Here is a 25,257-nt window from a genome sequence, read left to right as displayed (position 1 = left end):
ACAGATCTTGCTCAATGGAACCTTTTTCTACAACATCTTGCGTCACGCGGGATAAAAGGTCTTATACTGCAGAATGATCGGCCTGATTTCGGCAATAGCATCTACCGAGCATTTGCGAACTTGACGCTAAAGGCATATGTTTCCGCCCTCGAGAGGAACGGAATACGCACGACTGTTATTTAATCCCCTTAGCCTCCTTTTCGCATGTTGCTATTCCACGGACTTGAGGGAACTGACGGGGTCGATGCGGTCCAGGACGGGGTTGACGAAGAGCTGCACCAGGACGGCGAAGGCCAGGGTGGCGACGGCGGCCGCCACGTAGCTCCATGGGGATACCGTCACCTCGAAATACATCGAGGGCATGTTGAGCACGCCCGTGAGCAGGCTGGCCAGCCATCGGCCCAGGGGCAGGCCGATCACGGTGCCCATGAGCGTCATCACCATCATCTCGCGGTCGATGTAGCGGTGCACCTCGCGGTCATAGAAACCCAATACCTTGAGCGTGGCCATTTCGCGGATGCGCTCGGACACGTTCGTATGCGCCAAGGTGAACAGCACCACGAGCGCGAGCGCACCGGCCAATGTCACGATGAGCGCCACGACGGCTCCCATGAGGTCGAACTTGAAGTCCTCCATCTGTTGTGCACAGCTCACGGCCGTCATGACCGTGCCGTCCTCCTCGAGCTGGGCGACGTAGTGGCGCTGATGCGTGGAGTCGCCCTTGAGCTTGGCATAGACGGCGTTCCAGGTGATGGCCGACGTATCCGCGTCTGCATCGCCGGACGACGAGTCGGGGAAGAGCTGACGGTAGAGGTCCTCGCTGATGTAGACCTGGCTGCCGAGGAGATTGCGCATCACGGCATGGACCTGCGTGGTGGCCGGTACGAAGCCGTCCGCCTTGAGACTGACGCGGTCGCCACTGTCGATGCCGAGCGTCTTCGCCGCGGACTGCGCCACGATGATGCCGCTGTCGTCGAGCGCGATGGTCTTGTCCTGCCTGCCACTGCCGAACAAGGAGGCTGCCCAGCCGATCAGCCCTTCCGACCTGGGCGCTTCGACGCGCAGCATCTCGTCGAGTTCTCCCAGCTGTCGTTCGGGGACGACAACCAGCTGGATGCTTTCGCCATGGCCGGATGCGTTCGTCAGCTCGCCGTTTTCCACGCGGACGTCCATGATCGCGGTGGTCTGTCCGTCGGAGACGATGCGCTCGCGCATGGTTTTCGCGTCGCCGTCGTTGGAGACGGCCATCATGTCGTATTGGTTGATTTGCCCGAACTGCTGCTCGCCGAGCACGGCGACGGTGTCGTTGATTGCCAATCCGCACACGATGAGCGCGGTGCAGCCCGCCACGCCGCCGACGGTCATGATGAGCCGCGACTTGAAGCGGAAGATGTTGCGTGCAGTCACCTTGTTCAGGAAAGTCATGCGCTTCCAGAGCGGCCTGACGTGTTCGAGCAGGATACGCGCCCCCGGCTTGGGTGACTTCGGGCGCATGAGCGAGGCCGGCATCTGGCGCAGTTCGCGCACCACGGCAACCAAGGTGGCACCGACCACGCCCCCCACGAAGAGCAGGACGCCGAGCGAGCCGACGAGCCAGTCGTATTCAAAGCGCAGGTCGGGAATGACGTAGAGCCCCTTGATCACCACGAGCAGGAAGGCGGGGATGCCGAGGAAACCCACGAGCAGGCCCAATCCGCCGCCAATCAGACAGCCGAGCAGTGCGAAGAGCACGTATCGCAGCGCGATGGTCACGCGGCCGTAGCCGAGGCCGAGGTAGGTGCCCACAAGTCCGCGGTCCTCCTCCACCAGGCGACTCATGGTGGTCAGGCTCATCATGACGGCCACGATGAGGAAGAGGACGGGAAAAGCCTTGCCGAGCGATTCGATCGAGCTGATGTCCGACTTGAGCGAGCTAAAGCCGCCGATGGCCGAACGCGTCTGGACGTACCACCGTGGCGTGGCGAGATCGTCGATCTCCTGCTGCTGCTTGGCGAATTCGCCAGCAGCATCCTTCCGCTTCGCTGCGAGATCCTCGGAAGCATCGTCCAGTTTGGTTTGGGCGGTCTCCAGTTGCTGGATTGCGGCCTGCAGCTGCGGGGGCGCGTTGGCTTCGGCCAGGCCAAGTTGCGTCAGTTGTGCGTCGAGTTGTGCTCGCTGGTCGTCCAGTTGCGCCTGTTGGTCCGCCAAGGCCTGCGCCGCCTGGTCGAATTGCGTGTCGGTGTCCTTCCTGGCATCGTCCAGCGCTTCCTGGGCATCGGCCTTGAGCGAGTCGAGGCGTGCCTGCTCGCGGGTCGATTGCACTTGGCTTTCAATGCGCTTGGCCACGGAAGAGGTCAGGTCGTTGTAGTCCTGCGAGAAGGATTCCAGGGCTTCCGCACCGTCCACGAGCAGGGAAACCGACGTGTAGACGTCGCCTATCACGCCGTCGGACGGCGCGAACAGGACATAGTCATCCGAGGCGGAGGAACGGAAGGACGACCTCGAGTAGCCGTTCGGATTGGTCAGGTCGGAGGGATCCAACACCACGCCGGTGATACGCAGGTGCGTAGGGAAGCTCGGCGCGGCTTCCGTGCCGCCGCCCACGGATTCAGTACCATCCGCGGTCCCATCCCGGGTCTCGGCATCGTCTGTCCCATCGTCCGCGGTCACGTCGATCTCGTCACCTATCCGCAGTCCGGAATCCTTGAGAAAACGTTCCGTCACGGCCACCTCGCCCGCCTTGGCGGGCATGGAACCGCTTTGCAGAGAGGGCCGGTCAATGCCTTGCGTCCCGATTTCGCGAATGACGGCGGAGCGCTGCTTGCCGTCGACCTCCACCAGCACGGACTGGGACCTGTCGGCCTGGACCGCCCGGACGCCAGGCACTTGCTTGAGTGCCTCCACGTCATCGTCGTCGAGCCCCATGGTGGAGAGCACCTGCACGTCGTGCAGTCCTTGAGCGTCGAAGAAGCGGTCAGCCGCCAGGAAGGTGTCGCGGCAGCCCGCGTAGATGCCGGTGAGCACGGCCACGCCGAGCATGGAGATTACGAGGATCGACAGGAAGGGCTTCCATGACTGCAGCCAGGAACGCAAGGTGGCAACCAGGAAGGCACTGCCCGCCGGCCTGCCCCAACGTCCGCCATGCCCTTTGCCCGGGTCACGGCCGCTCATGGGCACGGCAGCCCCGGCAACACCGCCTATGCCGGCCTTGCCTCCTGCCGTTCGTTCCATGGGTCGCCCTGTCCCACCCACCACACTGCGCATGCCATCCATACCGCACCTCACCACTCGATGTCCGCGATGGGCGTGGGGTTCGGGTTGATGTCCTGGCTGCCTACCCGGCCCGAGCGGAAGCGGATGACCTTGTGCGCCATGGGCGCGAGTGCGGCGTTGTGCGTCACGATGAGCACGGTCATGCCTTCGTCGCGGCAGATGTCCTGCAGCAGCTGCAGCACTTCGCGGCCCGTCTCGTAGTCGAGCGCACCGGTGGGCTCGTCGCACAGCAGCAGCTTCGGCTTCTTGGCGACGGCACGGGCGATCGAGACGCGTTGCTGTTCCCCGCCGGACAGCTGGGCGGGGAAATTGCCGAGACGGTCGCCGAGGCCGACCTTGCGCAGGGTTTCGGCGGGGTCGAAGTGGTCGGCGCAGATCTGCGAAGCGAGCTCCACGTTCTCCAGGGCCGTGAGGTTGGGGATGAGGTTGTAGAACTGGAACACGAAGCCGATGTCGTTGCGCCGGTAGGTGATGAGGTCGTGACGGTCGAGGTGCGTGATGTCGCGGCCGCCCACCACCACGTGGCCGGAGGTGGCGGTGTCCATGCCGCCGAGGATGTTGAGCGCCGTGGTCTTGCCGGCGCCGGACTGTCCGAGGATCACCGAGAGCTCGCCTTCGCCGGCTTTGAAGTCCGCGCCGTCGAGGGCGCGGATGGACGTGGAGCCGGACGGATACTCCTTGACCACGTCCTCGAAAGCAATGTATGCCATGGCGCCTCCCTGCTCGACACACCGACACATTCTCACGTTTGTTCGATGTAGAATCATAGTAAACCAACACATTGTCGGTTTCGCAACCAACAGTCGGTTGGCGTGTCGTTGTTTTCAGCACAGTACGGCAAGGAGGCGTCCATGGCCAAGACACTGACGGAGAGCCGTCGCACCCGTTACACGCGCAGCGTGCTGCAGGACACCATGGTGGAACTGTTGCGCGAGAAGTCGATGCCCCACATCACGGTGAGCGAGCTGTGCTCCCAGGCGGACGTCAACCGCTCAACCTTCTATGCGCATTACGACGGCCTGGAGGACCTGCTGCACGACGTGGAGGGCGAGGCCATCGACCACGTCTCCGCGGCCTTCGACGACCTGCTCTCCCAGTCCGACCCCACGGACGCCGAGACCGCGATACGCCGCATCTGCGCCTACATCGCGGACAACCGCAGCCACCTGCAGGTCCTCATGAGCAGCCGCGCGGACCTCGATTTCCAAAGACGGCTCATGGGCCTGCTCTACCAGCACGACGACGAGATCATGCAGCTGCAGCCGGCATCGAACGACCCGAACGAGAACCGCCTGCGCCTGCAGTTCGCCATCCACGGCGCCATCGGGCTGATCCAATACTGGCTCGACACCGGCCTGGAGGCCTCCCCCGAGCAAGTGGCGCAGACCATCATCGACATGAGCATGCCGAAACAGCACGCAGGTCTCTAGAGATCTCTAGGAAGGCACACACCACCGATTAGTTTGATGATTTAACATATAGATGCTACTCTTATCTATAACCCTATCGACAACGCGCATGCCATAGGCCTTTCACCGACGCAAGCCAGGGCATGCCAAGGAAAGGACACACCGTGGTGCAGTACGGACACTTCGACGACAAAGCCCGCGAATACGTGATCGAGACCCCCGCCACTCCCCTGCCGTGGATCAACTATCTGGGCAACGAGGACTTCTTCTCCCTCATCTCCAACACGGGAGGCGGCTATTCCTTCTACAAGGACGCGAAGCTGCGCCGCATCACCCGCTATCGCTACAACGGCGTGCCGATGGACAACGGTGCACGCAACTATTACCTGAGCCTCATGAGCGGTGCCGGCGAGGACGCCACGCCCATCGCCACCTGGTCGCCGACCTTCCTGCCCACGAAGGCCCCGCTCGATTCCTATGAGTGCCGCCACGGCATCGGCTACACCACCTTCCACGCCGGCTACCAGGGCGTCGAATCCGAACTGACCGCCTTCGTGCCGCTGCACACCGCCGCCGAGATCAACCTGCTCACCGTGCGCAATACCACGGGCGAGCCGATCGTGGTCGATGCCACCGGCTGCGTGGAATGGTGCCTGTGGAATGCCGTGGACGACTCGAGCAACTTCCAGCGCAACCTGTCCACCGGCGAGGTCGAGGTGGAGCGCACCGACGACGATACCGTCATCTACCACAAGACCGAGTTCAAGGAACGCCGCAACCACTACGCCTTCTTCTCGGTGAACGAGCCGACCGTCGGTTCCGACACGAGCCGCGACGACTTCCTCGGCCAGTTCAACGGCTGGGACACCCCGCAGGTCATTGCCGACGGCAAGCCACGCGACACCATCGCGCACGGTTGGTACCCGATCGCCGCCGAACGCGTCCGCCTGGAGCTCGCCGCGGGCGAGGAGCGCACGCTCGTCTTCATGCTCGGTTACATCGAAGTGCCCGACGACCGCAAGTGGGAAGACCCGACGGACCCGGCCAAGGTGGGCATCATCAACAAGACGCCCGCCCACGAGCTCATCGCGCGCTTCGACACCACCGAGAAGGTCAAGGCGGCTTTCCGGGAGCTGCAGGATTACTGGGAGCGGCTACTCGGCGGCTTCCAGGTCTCCTCGGGCGACGGGAAGCTCGACCGCATGGTCAACATCTGGAACCAGTACCAGTGCATGGTCACCTTCAACCTCTCGCGTTCCGCCTCCTACTACGAGTCCGGCATAGGACGCGGCATGGGCTTCCGCGATTCCAACCAGGACCTGCTCGGCTTCGTGCACATGATCCCGGAACGTGCCCGCGCGCGCATCCTCGACATCGCCGCCACCCAGCTGCCCGACGGCTCGGCATGGCACCAGTACCAGCCGCTGACCAAGAAGGGCAACGCGGACATCGGCGGCGGCTTCAACGACGACCCGCTGTGGCTCGTCGCCGGCGTCTTCGCCTACCTGACCGAGACGGGCGACGACTCCATCCTGCGCGAACCGACCCAGTTCGACAACGCCGAAGGCTCCGAGCAGCCGCTGCTCGAGCACCTGCGTCGCTCCGTGAACTTCACCATGGGCCACCGCGGTCCGCACGGCCTGCCGCTCATCGGCCGCGCCGACTGGAACGACTGCCTCAACCTCAACTGCTTCTCCTCCACCCCGGGCGAAAGCTTCCAGACGGTCGAGAACAACGACACCGGCATCGCCGAGTCGGTATTCATCGCGGGTATGTTCGTACTCTACGGCGAGCAGTACGCGCAGATCCTCGAACGCTTCGGCACCGCCTGCGGCATGAGCGACGAGCAGGTCAAGGAAGAGACGGCCGCCGTACGCCAGGCCATCGAAGAAGTGCGCGAGGCGACGCTCACGGCCGGCTGGGACGGCGCATGGTTCCGCCGCGCCTACGACGCGAACGGCAATGCCGTCGGCACCAAGGACGACACCGAGGGCCGCATCTACATCGAGCCGCAGGGCATGTGCGTCATGGCCGGCATCGGCACCGACGACGGCAAGGCGCAACAGGCGCTCAAGTCCACCAAGGACCTGCTCACCTGCCGCTGGGGCACCGCCATCCTGGCGCCCGCCTACTCCACCTACCGCATCGAGCTGGGCGAAATCTCCTCCTACCCGCGCGGCTACAAGGAGAACGGCGGCATCTTCTGCCACAACAACCCGTGGATCTCCATCGCCAATGCCAAGGTCGGCAACGACGACGAGGCCTTCAACGTATACACGCGCACCTGCCCCGCCTATGTGGAGGAGCACTCCGACGTGCACCGCACCGAACCCTACGTCTACTGCCAGATGGTCGCCGGCCCCGAGGCACCCCAGCCAGGCGAGGGCAAGAACTCCTGGCTGACCGGCACCGCCGCCTGGACCTTCGTGGACGTCTCCCAGTACCTGCTGGGCATCCAGCCCACCTTCGACGGCCTCAAGGTCGAGCCGCACCTGCCTGCACAGTTCACCGACCTGACCGTGGAGCGCACCTTCCGCGGCACGAAGTACGTCATCCACATCACCCGCACCGGCGAGCGCACCCTGGGCGTCGACGGCCGGGCAGTAGACGGCAACACCATCCCGATGGCTCCCGAAGGCACCGAGGAAGTACGTGCCGAAGTCACCATGTGACCGACTGCGCCTGGCGTGGTGACGGATTCCACGCCAGGTGACGGCCATCCACATTCCCGCGACGGGATGACCGTCCGACCACAATGCCCCTCCCAGCTGGCGCCGGTGATCATGCTTCCCCTACCGTCGAGGCATGATCACCGCATTGAGTCCAGCCCTGTCGGCATGGCTGACCGAGGTCCATGCCCGGGGCGAATGCCTGCACCCCACCACCCCGGCCGAACGTTCCCTCGGTGCGCCGCTATCAGCAGGCGGGCCTGCTGACCGTCCCTTATCGCGGCCTCTATGACGACACCGCCACATGGTGCGCCAAGGATCCGCACGAGCAGGCGCGCACGCTGTTGCGCACACTGCACCGACTGCATCCACAGTGGGTCGCCACCGACATCGCCGCCCAGGATTTCCAAGGCATTGAGCATGGACGCCAGTTGCACACGGATATCGTGACCATCACCGACCGCGGATGCAACGCGGCCAAGCGCCACACCGGTCCCGGCGCGCAGCTCATCCGCATGCGCGTGCCGGCGTCGCTGGACATCGTCACGGTAAGGGGCCTGCCGATGACCCCGACGGAGGTCTCCGTCATGGTCGCCGTACCCCACCTACCTTTCACCAGTGCGCTGCCCATGGTGGACAGTGCGCTGCGTCAGGGACTGTCGACGGAACGGCTTGAGGAGACGGCTGCATTCCTGCGCCGGCTGGACGGCTATGTACGCGCGCTCCTGCGATGCGGCGATCCGCTCAGCGAGAACGGCGGCGAGTCCTACGTGCGTGCCGTGATCATGGAGATGGGCTTCGCCGCGCCCCGGCTCCAAGTGGAGTTCCGCCGCGGAGGACGGACGGTACGTGTCGATTTCCTCTGGGAGCTCCCCGACGGGCGCCTGGTGGTGCTTGAGCTCGACGGCCGCGCCAAGTACGTCGACCCTGCCATGACCCATGGCAGGAGCCCGGCAAAAGTGGCCGTAGAACAGCTTGACCGTGACGAGTTCCTTCGTGATTGCGGCGTCAACACCGTCGTGCATGTCCTCTTCGAGGAGGCCGTGCGACGCGTGCCGCTCCAGCGCAAGCTCGTGCGCGCCGGAGTCCCGCTCGCTCCCTCCCCCATGGTCCTGCAACCGACGATGATTGCCTGACCCTGCGGCGAATTCCTACGGAAACTGACCAGACTCCAAGGGAATTCGTCGCCGCAGCCGCTCTCCACGACGAATTTTTACGGAAACCAGTCGATTCCCCCACGGATTCGCCGCATACACGACGCGGAGCAGGACTTCCGCCCGGCTTGCCGCGAACCTATGGGCCGCCGTAACAAATCAGGGAGAGTTGGGGACTTACAATGCGGAACGTTGCGTGGACGGCCACGCGGTTGACAGCGAGTACGAGCAAGCAAGAAGGAATCCCATGGCACACTCACCCACGGACGCCCCCGGCGGCAGCACCGCCGGCCGTGCATCCCGGCCCTTCACCAAGGACGTCCTCCACCCGCAGGGCGCGGATCCGAACACGCCCACCCTCAAGAAGGGCCTGAAGAACCGGCACATCCAGCTCATCGCGCTGGGCGGTGCCATCGGCACCGGCCTGTTCTACGGGTCGAGCGAGTCCATCACGCTGGCGGGCCCCTCCATCCTCCTGGCCTACGTCATCGGCGGCCTGGCCATCTTCATGATCGTACGTGCCCTGGGCGAGATGTCGGTCGAGGATCCCAAGGCCGGCGCCTTCAGCTACTACGCCACCCGCTACTGGTCCAAGCGCGCCGGCTTCATCTCCGGCTGGAACTACTGGTTCAACTACATCCTCGTCTCCATGGTCGAGCTCTCCGTGGTCGGGTCCTTCGTGAACTACTGGTTCCCGAACATCCCGCAGTGGGTGTCTGCGGCGGTGTTCCTCGTGCTCATCATGGCGCTCAACCTCATCGGCGTCAGCGAGTTCGGCGAGTTCGAGTTCTGGTTCGCCCTCATCAAGATCGTCGCGGTCATCGCCATGATCGTCGGCGGCCTCTACGTCATCGTCGCCAACGTGCCCACCGCCAGCGGCGTGCGCGCCTCCTTCGCCAACTGGTTCGACGTCGGCGGCGGCTTCTTCCCGCACGGCCTCATGCAGCGCAGCGCCGACGGCCAGTGGACCGGCCTGCTCATGGCGCTCGTCGTGGTCATGTTCAGCTTCGGCGGCACCGAGCTCATCGGCATCACCGCCGGCGAGACCGCCGACCCGCGCCGCACCATCCCGAAAGCGACGAACGGCGTCATCTGGCGCATCCTCGTGTTCTACGTCGCCGCACTGGGCATCATCATGGCCGTCGTGCCGTGGAACACGCTCGACGGCACCGTCAGCCCCTTCGTGCAGATCTTCGACTCGGTCGGCGTGCGCGTGGCCGCCGGCATCCTCAACTTCGTGTGCCTGACTGCCGTGATGAGCGTGTACAACTCCGGTCTCTACTCGAACTCGCGCATGCTGTACTCGCTGGCGCGCCAGCACAACGCGCCGGCTTTCCTCGGCAAGCTGAGCCGGCGCGGCGTGCCGGTCGCCGGCGTGCTAACCAGCGCCGTGATCACCGCGATCGCCGTGGTCGTCGTGTTCGTGTGGCCCGACTTCGCCTTCAACTACCTCATGTCGATCGCCACGATCTCCGCGCTCATCAACTGGACGATGGTGATGGTCACGCAGGTGAAGTTCCGCCGGTGCGTCGCCGCGGGCGACGGCCCCGGCGAGCTCAAGGGACTCACCGGCCAGGAGGCGATCGGGAAGATCCAGTTCAAGCTGCCGTGGGCGAGCGTGATGCCGTACCTCGTCATCGCGTTCCTCGCGCTGGTCGCCGTGCTCATGTGCTTCTCCCCCAGCTACCGCGTGGCGCTCGTCGCCGGCGTGATCTGGCTGGCGGTGCTGTTCTGCGCGTATGCGGTGGTGGACCGCAGGAGTCGCAAGGCGTAGGTCTTGCGTCTTGGCGCGGCCATTCGGCTCTCCTGCGTTAAAGCGGGCACCGACCCGGAAGTCTTTCGTACTTAAAGCGGGCACCGGGTCGAAGGCTGACATAACGTGCGTGAAACACTGCGTGACACTGCCCGCTTTAACGCAGGAAATACCGCGAGCGAGTGCCCGCCCTAACGCAGGAAATGCACCTGACCCGGTGCCCGCTTTAAAGGACGGAAGCTCACGGATTTCTTACAGAAGCGCCAGGTTTCTTACATGAAGCGATAGCCCCAAGGAAAAGGTGTCCACGATGCGGCGACAGGACGACGGCGCATTGTGGCACTGGCGTGGTGGCACCGCAGTCACTGGTTCACATATCGGACGCACCATTCACCGAAAGCTCAAGGAGCGCCCCGCATCCCTCGCCTGGAACCGGCACGTTGATAGGATGCTGGTAAATCCGGCGAGGAGGGATGCGATGACACAGACGGCACAGCCAACAGACACCGGCACTCGGCTCTGGAACACACCAGCCTATCGCGCTTGGTTCACGGCCGACACCGCCACGGCGGTCGGCGTGGCGCTGCGGTCGTTGGCGATCTCCCTCATCGGCTATGCGTTGTCCGGGTCCACGGCCGCAGCCGGTTGGCTCGGTTCCGCGGCGGCAATCGCCCAGCAGGTGTGCGCGGTGTTCGGCGGCACCTTCGTGGACCGTCACGACCGCAAACTGCTCATCATCGTCAACGCCGTGGCCGGCTTGGCATGCTGGGGTGGCGTCACCGGACTGCTCATGGCAGGCAGGCTGACATACCCGGTCCTGCTGGGCATTGCCGTGGCCTGTTCGGCAGTCAACGGTTTCCTCGGGCCGGCATCGGACGCTATGCTCAAGTCCATCGTCAGCGCACGCAACTACCCGAAGGCGCGCAGTCTCAACGAAGGACGCGACGCGGCAGTCAACATGGCCGGCAGCCCGGTCGGCGGCTTTCTCTTCAGCGTCACGCCGTGGCTGCCGTTCCTGGCGACGGCGGTCATGTATGCGGTAGCCGGCGTGGCAGCGGTCGGCATCAGGCGTCCCAATCGCGCAGCCAACGGCGCCAAGGAAGCAGCCGGGCATTCCCTGCGCACGGCGCTGACGTCCTTTGCCCGTGATTTCTCCCAGGGATGGGCGTGGTCGTTGCGCCGCAGGATGCTGCTGGCGGTCATGGTTTCCTCGGCGTTGCTCAATTTCGGCATCAATGGGCTGCAGTACGGCATCCAGCTGCATCTCATGTCCACCGGGGTCGACGCCACCGCCATCGGCTTCATCAACACCGGCGTCTTCGTCGCCATGCTCCTCGGCGCCTTCATCGCAGGCAAGCTCAGCGATCGGGCACCGGTCGGCCCAGTGGTCTGTGCCAGCTTCATCTTCGTATGCGTGGCGGCTCTCCCCTTGGTTTGGTCGGATGCCTACTGGGTCGTGCTCGTAGCGAACGCGGTGGCGTGCCTGCCCTTCCCCATCGTCAACGCCTTGATGCTCGGCTTCGTCTTCGCCAAGACGCCTGACGACATGCAGGGTCGCGTCACCGTCTCTCTGAGCGTGCCTGCACAGGTCCTCTCCGCCTTCTCCTCTGCTGCGGCCGGCAGCTTCCTGCCCGCCGTCGGCTACCGTTGGACCATGGCGATCTTCGTCGCGGTCATGGCAGTCAGTGCCGTCATCATCCTGCGCTTCCGCCCGCTACGCACCATCCCCAGCGCCGTCGAGTGGGAGCACACGCCGCTGGTGTGAACTGCATTTTGAGCACGGAAGAGATTGCCCTGAGCAGCGTAGATTCCCCATTGCGTTAAAGCGGGCACCCGCTCGCGGTGAATTCCGTACTTAAAGCGGGCACCGGGTCGGAGGCCGACATAACGTGCGTGAAACAGCGCGTGGCACTGCCCGCTTTAATTCAGGAAAAGGCACTGGGCGGGTGCCCGCTTTAAGGACGAGAGACCGTGCAAGCGGGTGCCCGCTTTAATTCAAATGCAACGAAACTACTCGGCCTGCGCCTTCGTCGCCGGCGCGATGGAGAGCGCGGGGTCGCGCAAGGGGATCATCATCGCCTGCGTGGCGTGGTACAGGTCCGACTTGCCCGGCCACACCGTGCCGATCACGTTATTCTCGGCATCCAGCTGGTGGAACCAGGAGCCGTTCTCGTGGTCCATCAGGTACTCGTCGATGTACGCCAGGAAGGTGGCGTACCAGTCGGCGTACTCCTGCTTGCCGGTGACCTTGGCCAGGGTGGCGGCGGTGTTCACGCCTTCGGCCAGCGTCCAGTGCATGCGGTCATGCACCACCGGCTTGCCTTCCCAGTCGGTCGTGTACGCCAGGCCGGGCGCACCGTCGGCGTTCCAGGCATCCGCCACCGCGCGCGCGAAGAGCTGCTCGGCGGCGTCGAGGTACTTCCGTCCCTCGCCGTCGCGCACGCCTTCCATCCCGTACACGCTCAGCGCGTACTGCGTGATCAGGCGCGCCCATTCGATGCCGTGGCCGGGAGTGGCGCCGTAGGGCTTGAACTGGTCGTCCGGCTTGTCCGCATTGAACTCGAGGTCGGCGTTCCAGTCGGAGTCGAAGTGTTCGGGGATGCGCCAGTCGTTCTGCTCGGCCCAGCCGATCACGTGGTCGATGATGCGGCCGGCACGCTCACGCCAGCTGTCGTCGCCGGTGACGTCGGCCACCGCGAGGCACGCCTCCACGGAGTGCATGTTCGCGTTGAGGCCGCGGTAGGGGTCGAGCTCGGTGAACTCGGTGTTCCAGGTGTCCACGCTCAGGCCGGTCTCGTCGTCCCAGAAGCGGGTCAGGTAGACGCCCTGCGCGTCCTTGAGCAGCTCCTCGGCGCCGGGACGGCCGGCGAGGAGCGCGGAGGACGCGGCGAGCAGCACGAAGGCGTGCGCGTACGCCTGCTTGTCGGCGACGTGTCCGCCGTCGGGGGTGATCTCCGGGTACCAGCCGCCGTTCTCGTCGTCGTGCAGCGCGCCGCGCAGCCCCTTGAGGCCGGCGTCGACGAGCTCGGCGGCGCCGTCGACGCCCAGCAGCGTGGCCAGCGAGTAGACGTGCGTCATGCGGCAGGTGATCCAGGTGGCGCGGTTGCGGTCCGCCCAAGGTGTGCCGTCGTCCCCGAGCCAGTAGGAGCTGCCGTCCGGCGAGGGGAAGCGGCGGCCGAACTCGATGAGGTCGTCGCGCGCGGCGTCGAGGAACGCGCGGTTGTCGTCGGTGCCCAGCTGGTACTTGGCGTCAAGTTCTGCGGCCGGGGTGGGTGCAGTGGTCATGATGTCCTTCTTACTTATTTGTCTGTAGTCGTCCTTGACGAGCCGACTGCCGCGCACGGCAGCCGGTAGATGCCTGTCACAATAGCACTGAAGCGCTTAAGCCGCAAGCCGACAGGCCGTGGCGCCTGCACATTTTTCGGCGCCACGAAATTGTGTAGGGCTGTGGACTGCACAATTTGGAATTGTGCAGTCCACAGCCCTACACAATTTCAGAAAGCCGAAAAATGTGTAAAGCATCAGCCACCGCCTACAGAGCCTGGAACTCCAGGACCATCGCCTGCATCGGCCACAGCTGCGGCATCTGCAGGCCGACGCCGAGCAGCAGGCGCCCGCTGGCGACGAAGCCGTCGCCGCGGGCGGCGGCCACCCACTGCGGGTTGGTCCAGCCCCACTGGGACTCGCCAATCTCCTCGCGCAGGCGCACACGGTAGGTGCGCCCGGCGTCCAGCCCCGCCGGCACCAGCCGTTCGGTGAGCACGTCCTGCAGGGCGGCGACCGACGCGACGACCCATACCGCGTGCGTGCCGTCGGCGCTGACGACGCCGCGGCCGCGCAGCGCGGCGCCGTGGAAGTCGGCGTGACGGACCTCGCCGGAGTGCAGCAGCCCGCGCAGTTCCTTGACCAGCGACACGAACCGCGTGATCTGCGCGATCTCCTCGTCCGAGCACTCCAGCAGGTTCCACTCGAAGCCGGGGCAGCCTTCCAGGGAGATGGCGGCGCGGTAGCTCAGGTCGGTGGCACGGCCGGTGGAGTGCGCCGGCGACGGGCCGACGTGCGCGCCGATCATCTCCGGCGGCACGATGAGCTCGGTGAAACGCTGGATGTCGACGCGGTCGCGCGGGTCGTTGGAGTCGGAAGCCCAGATGCGGTCGGCGTGCTGGAGGATGCCGGCGTCGGTGCGCGCGCCGCCCGAGGAGCAGCTCTCGATCTCCAGGCCGGGGAACTCCGCCTTGAGCTGGTCGAAGAGCCGGTAGGCGGCCTCGGTCTGCTCGTGCAGGCCGTAGCGGCCGTCGTGCACGGGTTCGGTGACCTCGCGGTTGTGGTCCCACTTGATGTAGTCGATGTCCAGACTGCCGACCAGCGCCGCCATCTGGTCGTGCACATGTGCGTAGGCGTCCGGGTTCGCCAGGTCGAGCACGTACTGGTTGCGGTAGGAGATGTCCTCGCGGCAGGGCACGGCGGCCGGCTCGGCCAGGATCCAGTCGGGGTGTTCGCGGGCGAGGTCGGAGTCGAGGTTGACCATCTCCGGCTCGAACCACAGGCCGAACTGCATGCCCAGGCCGTGCACGTGCGCAGGCAGGGCGTCCAGGCCGTCCGGCCACACCTCCGGGTCGACGACCCAGTCGCCCAGGCCGCGGCTGTCGTCGCGGCGCAGGTGGAACCAACCGTCGTCGAGCACGAAGCGTTCGACGCCGACGCGCGCGGCGACGTCGGCGAGCTTGAGCAGCGTCGCCGCGTCGTGGTCGAAGTAGACGGCTTCCCAGGTGTTGAGCGTGACCGGACGTTCGCCCTTCACGTGGCCGGGCAGCGCGCGCAGCCAGGTGTGGAAGCGCGCGGCCATGCCGTCGAGGCCGCGGTCGGACCAGGAGAAGCACACTTCGGGCGCCTCGTAAGTCTCGCCGGGCGCCAGGCGCATCTCGCCGGGGCCGAGCAGTTCGCCGGCGCCGAGCAGAGGCTCGTGCTGGGGCAGGTTGTCGAGACGATAGGTCTGGTTGCCGCTCCAGGCGAGGTGGCATGCCCACAGTTCGCCCTCGCCGAAGCGCGGCTCGCCGTCGGAGGCGATGAACAGCCATGGGGTGTCGTGGCCGGTCTTGCCGCGCCGGCAGTCGCGGGTGACGGAGCCGACGGGCAGCGGCCCGGTGGCCGGCTGCTTCTCCTGCGCCCAGCGGCCGGTGAACTGCGTGAGGTGGTCTGCGCGGCGCGGGATCGGCATGACCGCGTCGAGCCAGTTGACGACGAGCGGCGCGGCGGCTGCGTCGTTCTCCTCACTTAAAGCGGGCACCGGGTCGGCGGTTGACATAACGTGCGTGAAACACTGCGTGACACTGCCCGCTTTAAGTTCAGGGGACTTCGAAGTGCGGGCGGCGGCCGCACCCTGGTTGGTGACGCGCTGGCGTTCGACGAGCAGGCCGCCGGGCTTGAGCTCGAGTTCGAGTTCGAGGGCGACGCCGTGGGTGGCGTCGGTGGCGGAGACGGTCACGCGGGTGTTCTCACTGCCCGGTTCGGCGTCCGCGGCAGTGCCGCGCGCCTCGACCGACGTCCAGCGCACGAAGACGGGCGCGGACCCGCGGTGGGCCTCCAGTCCGGGGCGGCCGGCGAAGGCCTCGGCGCCTTGGGGCAGCAGGGACGGGCGCAGGGCTGCGTCGGGCTTCTCGGCGGGCGGCGTGACCTTGAGCGTCATCGCGTCGAGGGCCGCGAGCGCGCTTTCGGCGTCGGAGAATCCCCAGTCGCGTCCCCAGTACTCCACCTGCGGCATCTCGTCCCGGGGCATCTTGAGGATGACGCAGACGCCGTCGCGGCGCATCACGATATGATTACCTTGGTCGAACATGTCGTCTCCTTTGTCGCATGCATGCGTGGCCATTATTTGACTTTCGCGAGACATCAGTATATATTAAGCGTTTAAGTACGGCAAATGTGACATGGTGAATGTGCGTTCCGGAACACAGTAACCGGCCATCGCGCACGACACGCGCGACACAAGGATGTGCACCCGAACATCTGCCGACGGCACACAAGGAGGAACCCATGGCGAGCGACCACCAGCTGACCGACGAACAGCGCGCCGCCGTCGAGGCGCTCTCCGAGCCGCCCGCGCACGCCGGCGAGTCGAGGTTCCGGATCTTCCGCCAGCTGCCCGCCAAGGACAAGCCCGCGTACTTCCGCGAACATTTCCTGCTGCCGCTGCTCGCCGCGCTCGTCGCCCTGGCAATGGTCGTCTTCGTGGCCGTGCGCATCGCCCACCGCGACGAGCAGCCCGCGCTCTACGTGGCCGTCGTCGACAGCACGCTGCCGCTGGGAGAGGCGGCCAAGCTGGAGGAGGCGTACGAGCGGAAGATCGGCGCCGACGTGGTCGTCGACGACTATTTCGACACCGCCAAGGACGGCCTGACCAAGCTGCAGACGCTGCTGGCCAGCGAGCAGGTGGACGTGATCGTCGCGCCGCCCGCCGTCTTCGAGCAGCTCTCCGGCTACGGCTACCTCGCCGACCTCGCCACCGCGCTGCCGGCCGCCCAGTGGCAGGCACTGCGCGGCGACGCGCGCGACTTCGCCGGCTTCGACGACTCCGATGTCACCGACGAAGTCGACCAATCCGGCAGCGGCCAGGGCAAGGCGCTGCCCTACGGCCTGTGGCTGGCCGACGCGGCCGGCTGGCACCGCTACGCCACCGACGACGACGCCCTGGCCGGCATCGCCGCCAACTCCAGGCAGGCCGCCGCCGCGCAGGCCTTCCTCGACTATCTCTACGACTGACGCGGCCTGCGACCGCAGAAAGGCACCACGATGAGCTCACGCATCTTCCGGCAGGACAACCCCTACAACATCCTCATGGGCAGGATCGGCGACCTCGCCATGCTGTCCATGGCGTGGGCGGTGTGCTGCATCCCCGTCTTCACGATCGGCGCCTCCACCGGTGCCGCCTACGAGATGGCGCGCGAGATCGTGGAGGACACCGACGAGGGCGTGTTCCGCGGCTTCTGGCGCGCCTTCAAGCGTCGCTTCGGCACCAGCTGCGTGTTCACGCTGGTCTTCGCGGCGCTGGGGGCGCTATGTGCCTTCGACCTGTGGTGGGTATCGACCTGGAGGGGCGACGGCGCCTCGCTGTTCTACGGCGTCATCGTGGCCCTCTTCGTGATTGTGGCGATGGCCCTGGCCTTCGTGCTGCCCCTGAGCGGCCGCAGCAAGCTCGGCTGGTGGGCGCAGATCAGCCAGTCCGCCCGTCTGGCACTGATGAAGCCGCTGGTGGCGCTGGTGATCGTGGCACTGTGGGCGTTGCCCGTGGTCCTGCTGGCCCTGGTGCCCGGCGCGGTGGTGTGGGTGCCGCTGCTATGGGTGATCGTCGGCTACGGCGTGACCTTCTGGGCCCAGATGCGCATGACGGTGAAGGCCTTCGACCTCAAGGCACGCGAATAAGAAATTGTTCGTTTTTCTGAACATCAAAAGTCATTCAGTCGCTCTCACTGTCATGCTTGGAGTGAAGCACAGTAGCACATCAAATATTTAAAGACTTGGTGCAACGAGCAGAAGAGGGGGTCAAATTCATGTCGTGGGATGAATTGCGGGCAAGCTACGGCTGGCTTCTCACCATCATGCAGGTCATCACCGCAGTCGGGCTCATTGGGTTCGGCTGCATCCACACATATATGGCATACAAGTACTACACCAGCCATGCAGAGAACAGTGCCGGCGCCTGGTGCATTCTTCCTTACTGCGCGCTTTATTCATTGGCCATCATTGCAGCAATCATAATATTGCAGATCATCAAGAAAGCTTGAATCATGAGGTATTTTCGTTGAGAGATATCAATCTGGGGCGTATGGGCAAGTATCCACTTAGCAGAAAGCTTGGCATTCCGCCGTTTTCCTTTCGTGCATACCGGACCGTGCCCCGAAAAAGATATCTCTCAACATAAACCGGTCCCACGGCAAGCAATCTGAGACTTCAGGCGCCCGGAAACGCTGCCGACGGTCGCGTCTGGCGGCTCGGTCCACACCCGTGGCAGCGAGATTGGCTTCGGAGAGTCGTTTTTGGCCGGTACCCCAAGTATGGGTGTTGGAAAATAGCCATTTTCGGGTTATAGGCCAAAACGACTCTCCGAAGCCAATCTCGCCTCAATCCGCGCTGATGGCCGTCCTTCCAAAGTCGCGACACAGCGAGAGTGTCGGACTGCCGGCCAAGAATATGCCCGGAACTGGCCTTCATGCCAATGAGGAGAAGGCATGAGGGTCGACCGGATACGCTCTCCGGCCAGCGGCCCACAATTATCCCGGTCCTTGCCCCACACAGGGGCGGTGGGCACTCTCCCTGTTGCCAGACGGCCCTCAGGCTCCCTACCCCTTGGGTGCGGGGGCGGTGGACTCACGCTCCTTGAGCGCGTAGGGCGACTCCTCCTCCACGCCGACCTCCTCGCCGTTGATCAGCTTGAGCATCAGCTGCGCGGCCATCCTGCCGGAGCCGACGATGTCGCGGTGCAAGGCGGTGATGCCCGGATGCGCCGCCTCGCACATGAAGGAATCGTCCCAGCTCATGATCGACAGCTCGTCGGGCACCTTCACGCCGAGTACGGCGGCCTGGCTCTCGCCGGCCAGGGCCATCACGTCGTTGTCGTAGATGATGGCGGTGGGTGCGGAACTCACGCTCAGCAGGCGCTTGGTGGCGTCGGCGCCGGCCTCGGGCGTGTAGTCGGTGTGCAGGCAGCGGTAGCGCATGCCCAGTTCGGTGGTTATCTGGGAGAAGGCGGCGTCGCGGATGTAGGAGTGGCCGAGCTCCTCGGGGCCGGCGACGCGCGCGATGCGGCGGTGGCCGAGGTCGTAGAGGTACTGCACGGCGATGCCGACGGCGCCGGCGTCATCGCTGGTGAGGGTGGGCAGTCCGGCGGTCAGGGAGGCGTCGGCCAGGGCGAGTGTCGGCATCTGCGGGTTGTGTTTCATGAGGTCGATGCGCGGGTCACCGATTTCGAGGTTGAGCAGCAGCAACGCGTCGACGTTGCCGGTGGCGATCCAGTCCTGGATGATGCCTTCCTCCTCGTCGCCGTCCATGGACAGGCGCACGAGCAGCGAGTAGTCCTGCTTCTCGAGTTCGGCGCCGAGGCCGGAGATGAGGCTCATCATGTACGGTTCGACGGCGAGCAGCTGCGGATCGTAGCCGAGGACGAGGCCGATGCGCCGCGTCTTGGACTGTGCGAGCGCCTGCGCGGCGCCGTTCGGCTTCCAGCCCAGTTCGCGCGCCACCTTGAGCACCTTGGCGCGGGTGGCGTCGGAGACGCCCGGCTTGCCGTTGAGGGCGTAGGAGACGGCGCTGCTGGAGACGCCGGATGCCTTTGCGACGTCGAAGATCGTGACTTTCGTCTTGTGCGCTGCCATTGCTCTGCTCCCCGTCTACATGTGCCACGCCAACGTGGGTCCTTGCTGCGTGTCGGCGTTTCGCCTGGATAACTGAACGACTTAAGTGTAATCCGAATCGGCTACTGAAACGCTAAAGTGCCGTGTTTCGCGAAATGCGGCGCTGCCCGCCTGCACCGGCGGGCGGGCAGCGGCCGGTTCACCACTGGCGCTTGAGGTCGTTGGCGCTCCTGAGCACCCTGGCGCCGGCGAAGGCGTCGGCGTCGGTACTGTCCGTCGCGATGCGGAAGGTGACGGACTCGCCGGGCAGGAGGCTGACCATGCCCAGGTCGACGCACGCCTGCGGGTCGACCTTGTCCGCCATGACGAACAGGTCGCGCACGTAGCCCTTCGCGGTGACGGTCAGCTCGACGCCGCCGTCGACCGCCACGGCGGTGGCGTCGAAGGCGTCGGCCGGCGCGGCGAGCCGCTGGTCGAGGATCTCGGCGCCGTCGAGCACGACGCGCGGGAACCCGCCGTCGCTGGGCGTGGCCACGATGAGCTCGGCGGTCGGGTCATCGAACTCGGCGACGGCGTCGTCGAGCGGGTAGCCGCGGTGGTCGACGGCGTCGAGGGCAACGTCGATGCGCTGTTCGGCGAGCACAGTGCCGTCGAGGGTCATGCGGCGCACGTCATAGCCGCCGGTCCACGGCTCGCGGGTGTCGTTGAGCACGATGAGCTCGAGGTGGTCGGTGTCGGTCTTCACGCCTTCCCAGCTGTGGGTGGCGCGGTATTCCTCGCTGGTGCGCGGCTGAATGGTGGCCAGGCGCGGCGCGAAGAAGTCGCGGGACGCGTACCACAGCGGCTTGCGGTGGCCGTTGAAGTCGACGGCGGCCCAGGAGACGACCGGCCAGTCGTCGTTGAGCTGCCAGATGAGCGCGCCGGCGTTGACGGGCGCCAGGGAGCGGAAGTGCTGCACGCCGAAGCGCATGGCCTGTGCCTGCTGCAGCTGGCATGCCCAGTGCCAGTCCTCGATGTCGTCCCAGGTGTCGGTGGGGATGAGCCAGCTGTGCGGGCCGTCCTTCGGCTTGCCGTTGACCACGCCACCGAAACTTACGTCGTTCAGGGAGCCGGGAGTGATGTGGCTGCGCATGCCGCGGGCGAGCTTGTAGTTGCCGCCGGAGGCCTTCTGGTGCACGAGCATCTGGTCGCCGAAGGGCTCCAGCTTCTCGTCGTGCACGGCGCCGGTCAGGGTGCTCCAGGCAGGTGGCGCCTGGTAGCCGAACTCGTCGGCGAACCGCGGCACGTAGTCGGCGTAGACGGTATAGTCGGCACGGTTCCAGGCGTCCCAGATATGCATGGTGCCGTCGCCGCTGGCGTTCGCGTCCACGTAGTCGGTGAAGCTCATGGGTGAGCTGGGCAGGTAGACGCGCGTCGGGTCGAGGTCGGCCAGCAGCTGCGGGAACAGCTCGGAGTAGTAGTAGTCGCCCCACGGCTTCTCGCCGTAGCCGTACTTGTTGGCGGGCAGGTCGTCGTCGCGCAGCGCCTGCTTGTAGCCACCCCACTCGGAGTAGGCCACGTAGTTCTCGTTGGAGCCGTTCCACACGACCAGACTGGGGTGCGGGCTCAGGCGGATGATCTGCTCGCGAGCCTCGGCCTCGACCTCTTCCTTGGTCTCGGCGTCCTCCGGGTAGGCGGCGCAGGCGAGCATGAAGTCGTGCCAGACCATCACGCCGTATTCGTCGCACAGGTCGTAGAAATGGTCGTCCTCGTAGATGCCGCCGCCCCAGATGCGCACCATGTTGGAGTTGGACTCCACCAGGTCCTTGATGCCGCGCTCGTAGTCGCGCCTCGAAATGCGGGAGATGAAGGCGTCGTCGGGGATCCAGTTGTAGCCTCGGGCATGCACGGGCACGTCGTTGACGTAGATCTGGAAAGGTCGGCCGGTCTCGTCGGCGCGGGTGTCGACGTGCGTGGTGCGGAAGCCGACACGGCCGGTCCACTCGGCCTGGAGTTCGGCGCCGGCCTGCACGGTGAGCGCGTAGAGTGGCTGGTCGCCGTAGCCGACCGGCCACCAGCGCCTGACCTGGGGCACGGCGATGGTGACGGTCGCGGTGTTGCGGCCGGCGTCCACGGAACCGTCGGCTTCGAGCATGGCGCCGAAGCCGTCGAGGGTGACGTGTACGGGCACGGGCTTCTGCTGGGCGTGCGCGTCGGCAGGGCTCATGATGCGGCCTTCGCCGGCGCGTTCGACGGCGACGCGCACGGTGAGCACGCCGGTGCCGTCGGTGGCGACGTCCACGAGCGGCACGACCTCGGCGAGGCGCACGCCGCTCCAGGAGTCGATGCCGATTTCGCGCCAGATGCCGGCGTTGGCCACGTCGATGCCCCAGTCCCAGCCGAAGGTGTAGCTGGGCTTGCGAATCTGGTTGAAGGCGTGGTGTTCGGTGTGCGGGTAGTAGCCGCGTCGCTGCTCCATCATGTCGGAGTAGCGCACGGGGGACATGAAGGTGACGGTCAGCTCGTTGGTGCCGTCGCGCAGCAGCTGACGCACGTCCCAGCGGTAGCTGCGGTGGCAGTTCTCGGTCTGCGCGACGGGGTCGCCATTGAGCGCGATGGTGGCCACCGTGTCCAGGCCGTAGGCCACCAGGTCGTGGCGCTCGTTGCCGTCGTCGTGCCAGTCGAAGGTGCAGGTGAAGCGCCAGTCGACGTCACCGATCCACTGCTGCTTCGTCTCGTTGTCGCCGTCGAAGGGGTCGTCGATCAGGCCGGCGCCCAGCAGGTCCAGCGTAGCCTCGCCGGGTACGGTGGCGGGGATGCCGGCCACCAGCCGTTCGCGCAGCTCGGCGGGGACGGCCTGCGGGTTCATGGCGGTCAGCGTCCAACCGCCGTGCAGCGGGGCGAAGGTCTTCGTGGTGTGGGTCATGGTGAACTCCTCTGCTTGGGATGGCACGCGGTGCGCTCGCCGTCGAGGTGCCGGTCGGCCATCATCTTAGTTAGATGGTTGAACTGAGTGAATCGGAAACCGGGGCCCTGCCCGTCGGCAGGCCGGCGGCCGGGCCCCGATTGATGAGGAAAGGGAGAGGTAAGTCTTGGGTCGGTCACTCCTTCACGGCGCCCGCGGCCACGCCGTTGTAGATCTGCTTCTGGAAGATCAGGAAGAGGATCAGGGCGGGCAGCAGCGTGACGATCACGCCGGCGCAGATGAGGTTGTACTTGCTGCCCTGCGGGCCGGTGAAGGCATACAGCGAGATGGCCACGGTGCCGAGCTTCTGCTTGTCCTGCAAGTAGAGGTTGGCGGCGTAGTACTCGTTGTAGATGCCGACGCCCTTGAGGATGAGGGCGGTGACGATGGCGGGCTTGAGCAGCGGCAGCAGGATGCGGCCGTAGATGGTGAAGTAGCTGGCGCCGTCGATCATGGCCGCCTCGTCCAGTGAGATCGGCAGGTTCTCGAAGTACTGGATGAAGATGTAGATCGAGATGACGTCGGTGCCCATCGACATGATGATGTATCCCCACAGGGAGTTGATCATGCCCAGGGAGCCCATGATCTTGTAGACCGCGACCTGCATGGCGATGCCGGGCAGGAGGGCCGCCAGGGTGAAGGCGCCGCGAATGACGGCGTTGCCGGGGAACTGGAAGCGGGAGAGCACGTAGGCGAGCTGCGTGCCGATGATGGTGGTCATAAAGCACACGCACACCAGCACGATGAAGCTGTTGCGGAAGGCGACCGCCATGTTGGACAGCTTGAAGGCGTCGACGTAGTTGCTGAAGTTGAACCAGTTCGACGGCATGGCCATGACGTTGCCCGTCTTGTACTCCGCATCCGTCTTGGCGGCGGTCCACACGCAGGAGACCAGCGGCAGGAGGATGCAGAAGGTGATGAACACCAGGCTGAGGTACTTGAGGAACACCAGCACGCCGCGGCGTACGTGGTACAGCGGACTGACCTTCTCGACTTCCTGCATGAGAGGTTCCTTCTTCTCGTTGTTGATGTTGTTCAGGGTGGTGGCTGCGGCGGTCATGACTCCACCGCCTTCAGGGAGTTGCCGTTCTTGAACAGGCTGGTCCTGCCCACGGCGACCTTGTTCTGGCGCTTCATGGCCTTGCGGCGCGCCTTCTCGACCTTGTGCGCGTGCTTGCGGGCCTTGGCGGTGCCGTCGTCGGCGTCGCGGAAGAGGAAGTTCATGACGATCTTCTGCAGCAATGCGCAGATGAGGATGATGACCAAGAGCACCACGGCCATGGCGGAGGCGAGGCCGACCTTCTGGTCGGAGTGGGCGATCTTGTCCATCTGGACGAAGAAGGTGCCGGTGCCGTTGGCGCCGGAGGTGATGACGTAGGGCGCCTCGAAGGCGGACAGGGAGCCGGTGATGGCGAGGATGATGTTGAGCACCAGGATGGTCTGGATGCCCGGCAGGATGATGTGCTTGAACTGCTGCCACTTGTTCGCGCCGTCGATCTCCGCCGCCTCGTACAGGGAACCGTCGATGGACATGATCGCGCCGATGAACAGGATCATCGTCTGGCCCAGGTAGCGCCACACGGAGGATGCGACCAGGGACCAGTTGTTCACGCTCTGGTCACGCAGCCAGTAGGGCAGGTTGTCCAGGCTGAAGCCGCACCACTGGAGCACGGAGTCGAGCACGTAGCCGCGGGTGTAGAAGAACTTGAAGATGAAGCCGATGGCGATGCCGTTGATCAGGTAGGGGAAGAACATCGCACCCTTGAAGAAGGCGCCGCCGCGGACCTTGAAGGCGAGGATGGTGGCCAGGTAGAGGGCCAGGGCGACCTGGATGATGGCGCCGACCATGTAGTAGACGGAGAGCTTGAGGGTGGCCAGCAGGTCGGGACGGGTGAAGATGTCGGTGTAGTTCTTCAGGCCCACGTACTTCGGGGTGCCGATGTACTTCATCTTGAAGAAGCTGTAGCCGCACATCTGGAAGAACGGCAGGTAGGTGAAGACCACGAGCAGGGCGATCGGGATGAGGCAGAACAGGCAGATGATGCCGATCTTGCGCCAATCGCGCTGGTGCTTGTTGAACGGGATGTCGTCCGGTCCCATGTCCACCGCCGGCAATGTGGTTGTGGTAGTCATGACGGTTGTTCCTTCCTTATTCTCGGGTTCTTCAGTGAACCCTTCAGGCACCTCTGCCTGCCTGCTAAATAAGTGATGGTAGTCAATATAAGCCAGTATTTCCAGTTTGTCAAGCGCTTAAGTTACGGCGTGCCGCGAATAATTCCAAGCCATTCGCCCGCACGCCGGTGCAGCGCCGGCACGGAAGCTTCCTTGCCGCAAGCCTCCCTCCGTGAGAAATGTCACGAAAAATGAACTGTCCCCCGTTTTCTGGACGGGGTTAATGAGTGTCACCCACCCTCATGGTGTGGGTGCTCAGTCTACCATGCCCCGGCCCTACCCGGCCAGGGCCAGTAACGCCTGCTCATAGCGGTCGGGGCTCATGCCCCCGACCGCTGCCTGGCAGCGTGTCGAGTTCCAGTAACGGATGTAGCCCTCCAGGTCACGCTTGAACGACTCATAGTCAGCCCATTGACGACCCCGGAAGAACTCGTCCTTGAGATGACCGAACACCTGCTCGGTCGCGGCGTTGTCCAAGCAGTTGCCCTTGCGTGACATGCTGCGCACGATGCCCATGCGCGCGCACGCCCGCGCCCAGGCGGGCTGCTGGTACTGCC

General features: G+C 65.1%; 17 protein-coding genes. 8 read left to right on the top strand and 9 right to left on the bottom strand.

What is annotated here, in order from left to right; all coding sequences use genetic code 11:
• Positions 1–210: 210 nt before the first annotated feature.
• Complete coding sequence (locus tag BCUN_RS07525; protein ID WP_152598119.1) at positions 211–3,210, bottom strand: ABC transporter permease; 3,000 nt, start codon at positions 3,208–3,210, stop codon at positions 211–213.
• A gap of 50 nt (positions 3,211–3,260) precedes the next feature.
• Positions 3,261–3,962: an ABC transporter ATP-binding protein gene (locus BCUN_RS07520; RefSeq protein ID WP_033516438.1), complete on the bottom strand. Its 702-nt coding sequence runs from the start codon at positions 3,960–3,962 to the stop codon at positions 3,261–3,263.
• Between the two features lie 141 nt (positions 3,963–4,103).
• Between BCUN_RS07520 and BCUN_RS07515 the strand changes: the two genes are divergently transcribed.
• The 5 genes from BCUN_RS07515 (at position 4,104) to BCUN_RS07485 (ending at position 12,002) form a co-directional block, all read left to right on the top strand.
• Complete coding sequence (locus BCUN_RS07515) at positions 4,104–4,682, top strand: TetR/AcrR family transcriptional regulator (RefSeq protein ID WP_033516439.1); 579 nt, start codon at positions 4,104–4,106, stop codon at positions 4,680–4,682.
• 143 nt (positions 4,683–4,825) lie between these two features.
• Positions 4,826–7,333, top strand: a complete 2,508-nt coding sequence (locus BCUN_RS07510; protein WP_238552352.1) for a glycoside hydrolase family 94 protein — start codon at positions 4,826–4,828, stop codon at positions 7,331–7,333.
• A 233-nt stretch (positions 7,334–7,566) separates the two neighbouring features.
• The gene (locus BCUN_RS11510; protein WP_051920920.1) at positions 7,567–8,466 is read left to right on the top strand and encodes a hypothetical protein; all 900 of its coding nucleotides are present in this window, start codon (positions 7,567–7,569) and stop codon (positions 8,464–8,466) included.
• Positions 8,467–8,731: 265 nt separating this feature from the next.
• Positions 8,732–10,258, top strand: coding sequence for an amino acid permease (locus BCUN_RS07490; RefSeq protein WP_051920919.1), 1,527 nt, complete (start codon positions 8,732–8,734; stop codon positions 10,256–10,258).
• Between the two features lie 457 nt (positions 10,259–10,715).
• Positions 10,716–12,002, top strand: coding sequence for an MFS transporter (locus BCUN_RS07485; RefSeq protein WP_033518381.1), 1,287 nt, complete (start codon positions 10,716–10,718; stop codon positions 12,000–12,002).
• Positions 12,003–12,247: 245 nt separating this feature from the next.
• Here the strand turns inward: BCUN_RS07485 and BCUN_RS07480 are convergent, their stop codons facing one another.
• Both BCUN_RS07480 and BCUN_RS07475 read right to left on the bottom strand, forming a co-directional pair.
• Entirely contained in the window at positions 12,248–13,522 is a 1,275-nt protein-coding gene (locus BCUN_RS07480) for an AGE family epimerase/isomerase (protein ID WP_051920918.1), read from the bottom strand.
• A gap of 247 nt (positions 13,523–13,769) precedes the next feature.
• Entirely contained in the window at positions 13,770–16,073 is a 2,304-nt protein-coding gene (locus BCUN_RS07475; RefSeq protein WP_034258539.1) for an alpha-galactosidase, read from the bottom strand.
• A gap of 197 nt (positions 16,074–16,270) precedes the next feature.
• Between BCUN_RS07475 and BCUN_RS07470 the strand changes: the two genes are divergently transcribed.
• From BCUN_RS07470 to BCUN_RS07460, 3 genes are all read left to right on the top strand, one after another.
• Positions 16,271–16,996, top strand: coding sequence for a hypothetical protein (locus BCUN_RS07470; protein WP_033518529.1), 726 nt, complete (start codon positions 16,271–16,273; stop codon positions 16,994–16,996).
• Positions 16,997–17,026: 30 nt separating this feature from the next.
• Complete coding sequence (locus BCUN_RS07465) at positions 17,027–17,656, top strand: YesL family protein (RefSeq protein WP_033518530.1); 630 nt, start codon at positions 17,027–17,029, stop codon at positions 17,654–17,656.
• A 95-nt stretch (positions 17,657–17,751) separates the two neighbouring features.
• Positions 17,752–18,018, top strand: coding sequence for a hypothetical protein (locus BCUN_RS07460; protein WP_152598225.1), 267 nt, complete (start codon positions 17,752–17,754; stop codon positions 18,016–18,018).
• Between the two features lie 555 nt (positions 18,019–18,573).
• Here the strand turns inward: BCUN_RS07460 and BCUN_RS07455 are convergent.
• The 5 genes from BCUN_RS07455 to BCUN_RS07435 all read right to left on the bottom strand — a co-directional run.
• Positions 18,574–19,605, bottom strand: a complete 1,032-nt coding sequence (locus BCUN_RS07455; RefSeq protein ID WP_033518533.1) for a LacI family DNA-binding transcriptional regulator — start codon at positions 19,603–19,605, stop codon at positions 18,574–18,576.
• 178 nt (positions 19,606–19,783) lie between these two features.
• The gene (locus tag BCUN_RS07450) at positions 19,784–22,489 is read right to left on the bottom strand and encodes a glycoside hydrolase family 2 protein (RefSeq protein WP_033518391.1); all 2,706 of its coding nucleotides are present in this window, start codon (positions 22,487–22,489) and stop codon (positions 19,784–19,786) included.
• 175 nt (positions 22,490–22,664) lie between these two features.
• Positions 22,665–23,588 carry a carbohydrate ABC transporter permease gene (locus tag BCUN_RS07445; RefSeq protein WP_238552351.1) on the bottom strand — a complete coding sequence of 308 codons (924 nt, stop codon included), beginning with the start codon at positions 23,586–23,588 and terminating at the stop codon, positions 22,665–22,667.
• Positions 23,585–24,661 (bottom strand): carbohydrate ABC transporter permease, encoded by a 1,077-nt coding sequence (locus BCUN_RS07440; RefSeq protein WP_238552350.1) that lies wholly within the window; start codon positions 24,659–24,661, stop codon positions 23,585–23,587. The genes BCUN_RS07445 and BCUN_RS07440 overlap by 4 nt, the downstream gene beginning before the upstream one ends.
• Positions 24,662–24,976: 315 nt before the next feature.
• A partial coding sequence (locus BCUN_RS07435; RefSeq protein WP_034258537.1) for an IS3 family transposase occupies positions 24,977–25,257 on the bottom strand: 281 nt, incomplete at its 5' end.

The organism is Bifidobacterium cuniculi, from assembly GCF_000741575.1.
Taxonomy (GTDB): domain Bacteria; phylum Actinomycetota; class Actinomycetes; order Actinomycetales; family Bifidobacteriaceae; genus Bifidobacterium; species Bifidobacterium cuniculi.
Note: the sequence above shows the minus strand (reverse complement) of the source record. Positions and strands in the feature narration are given on the sequence as shown.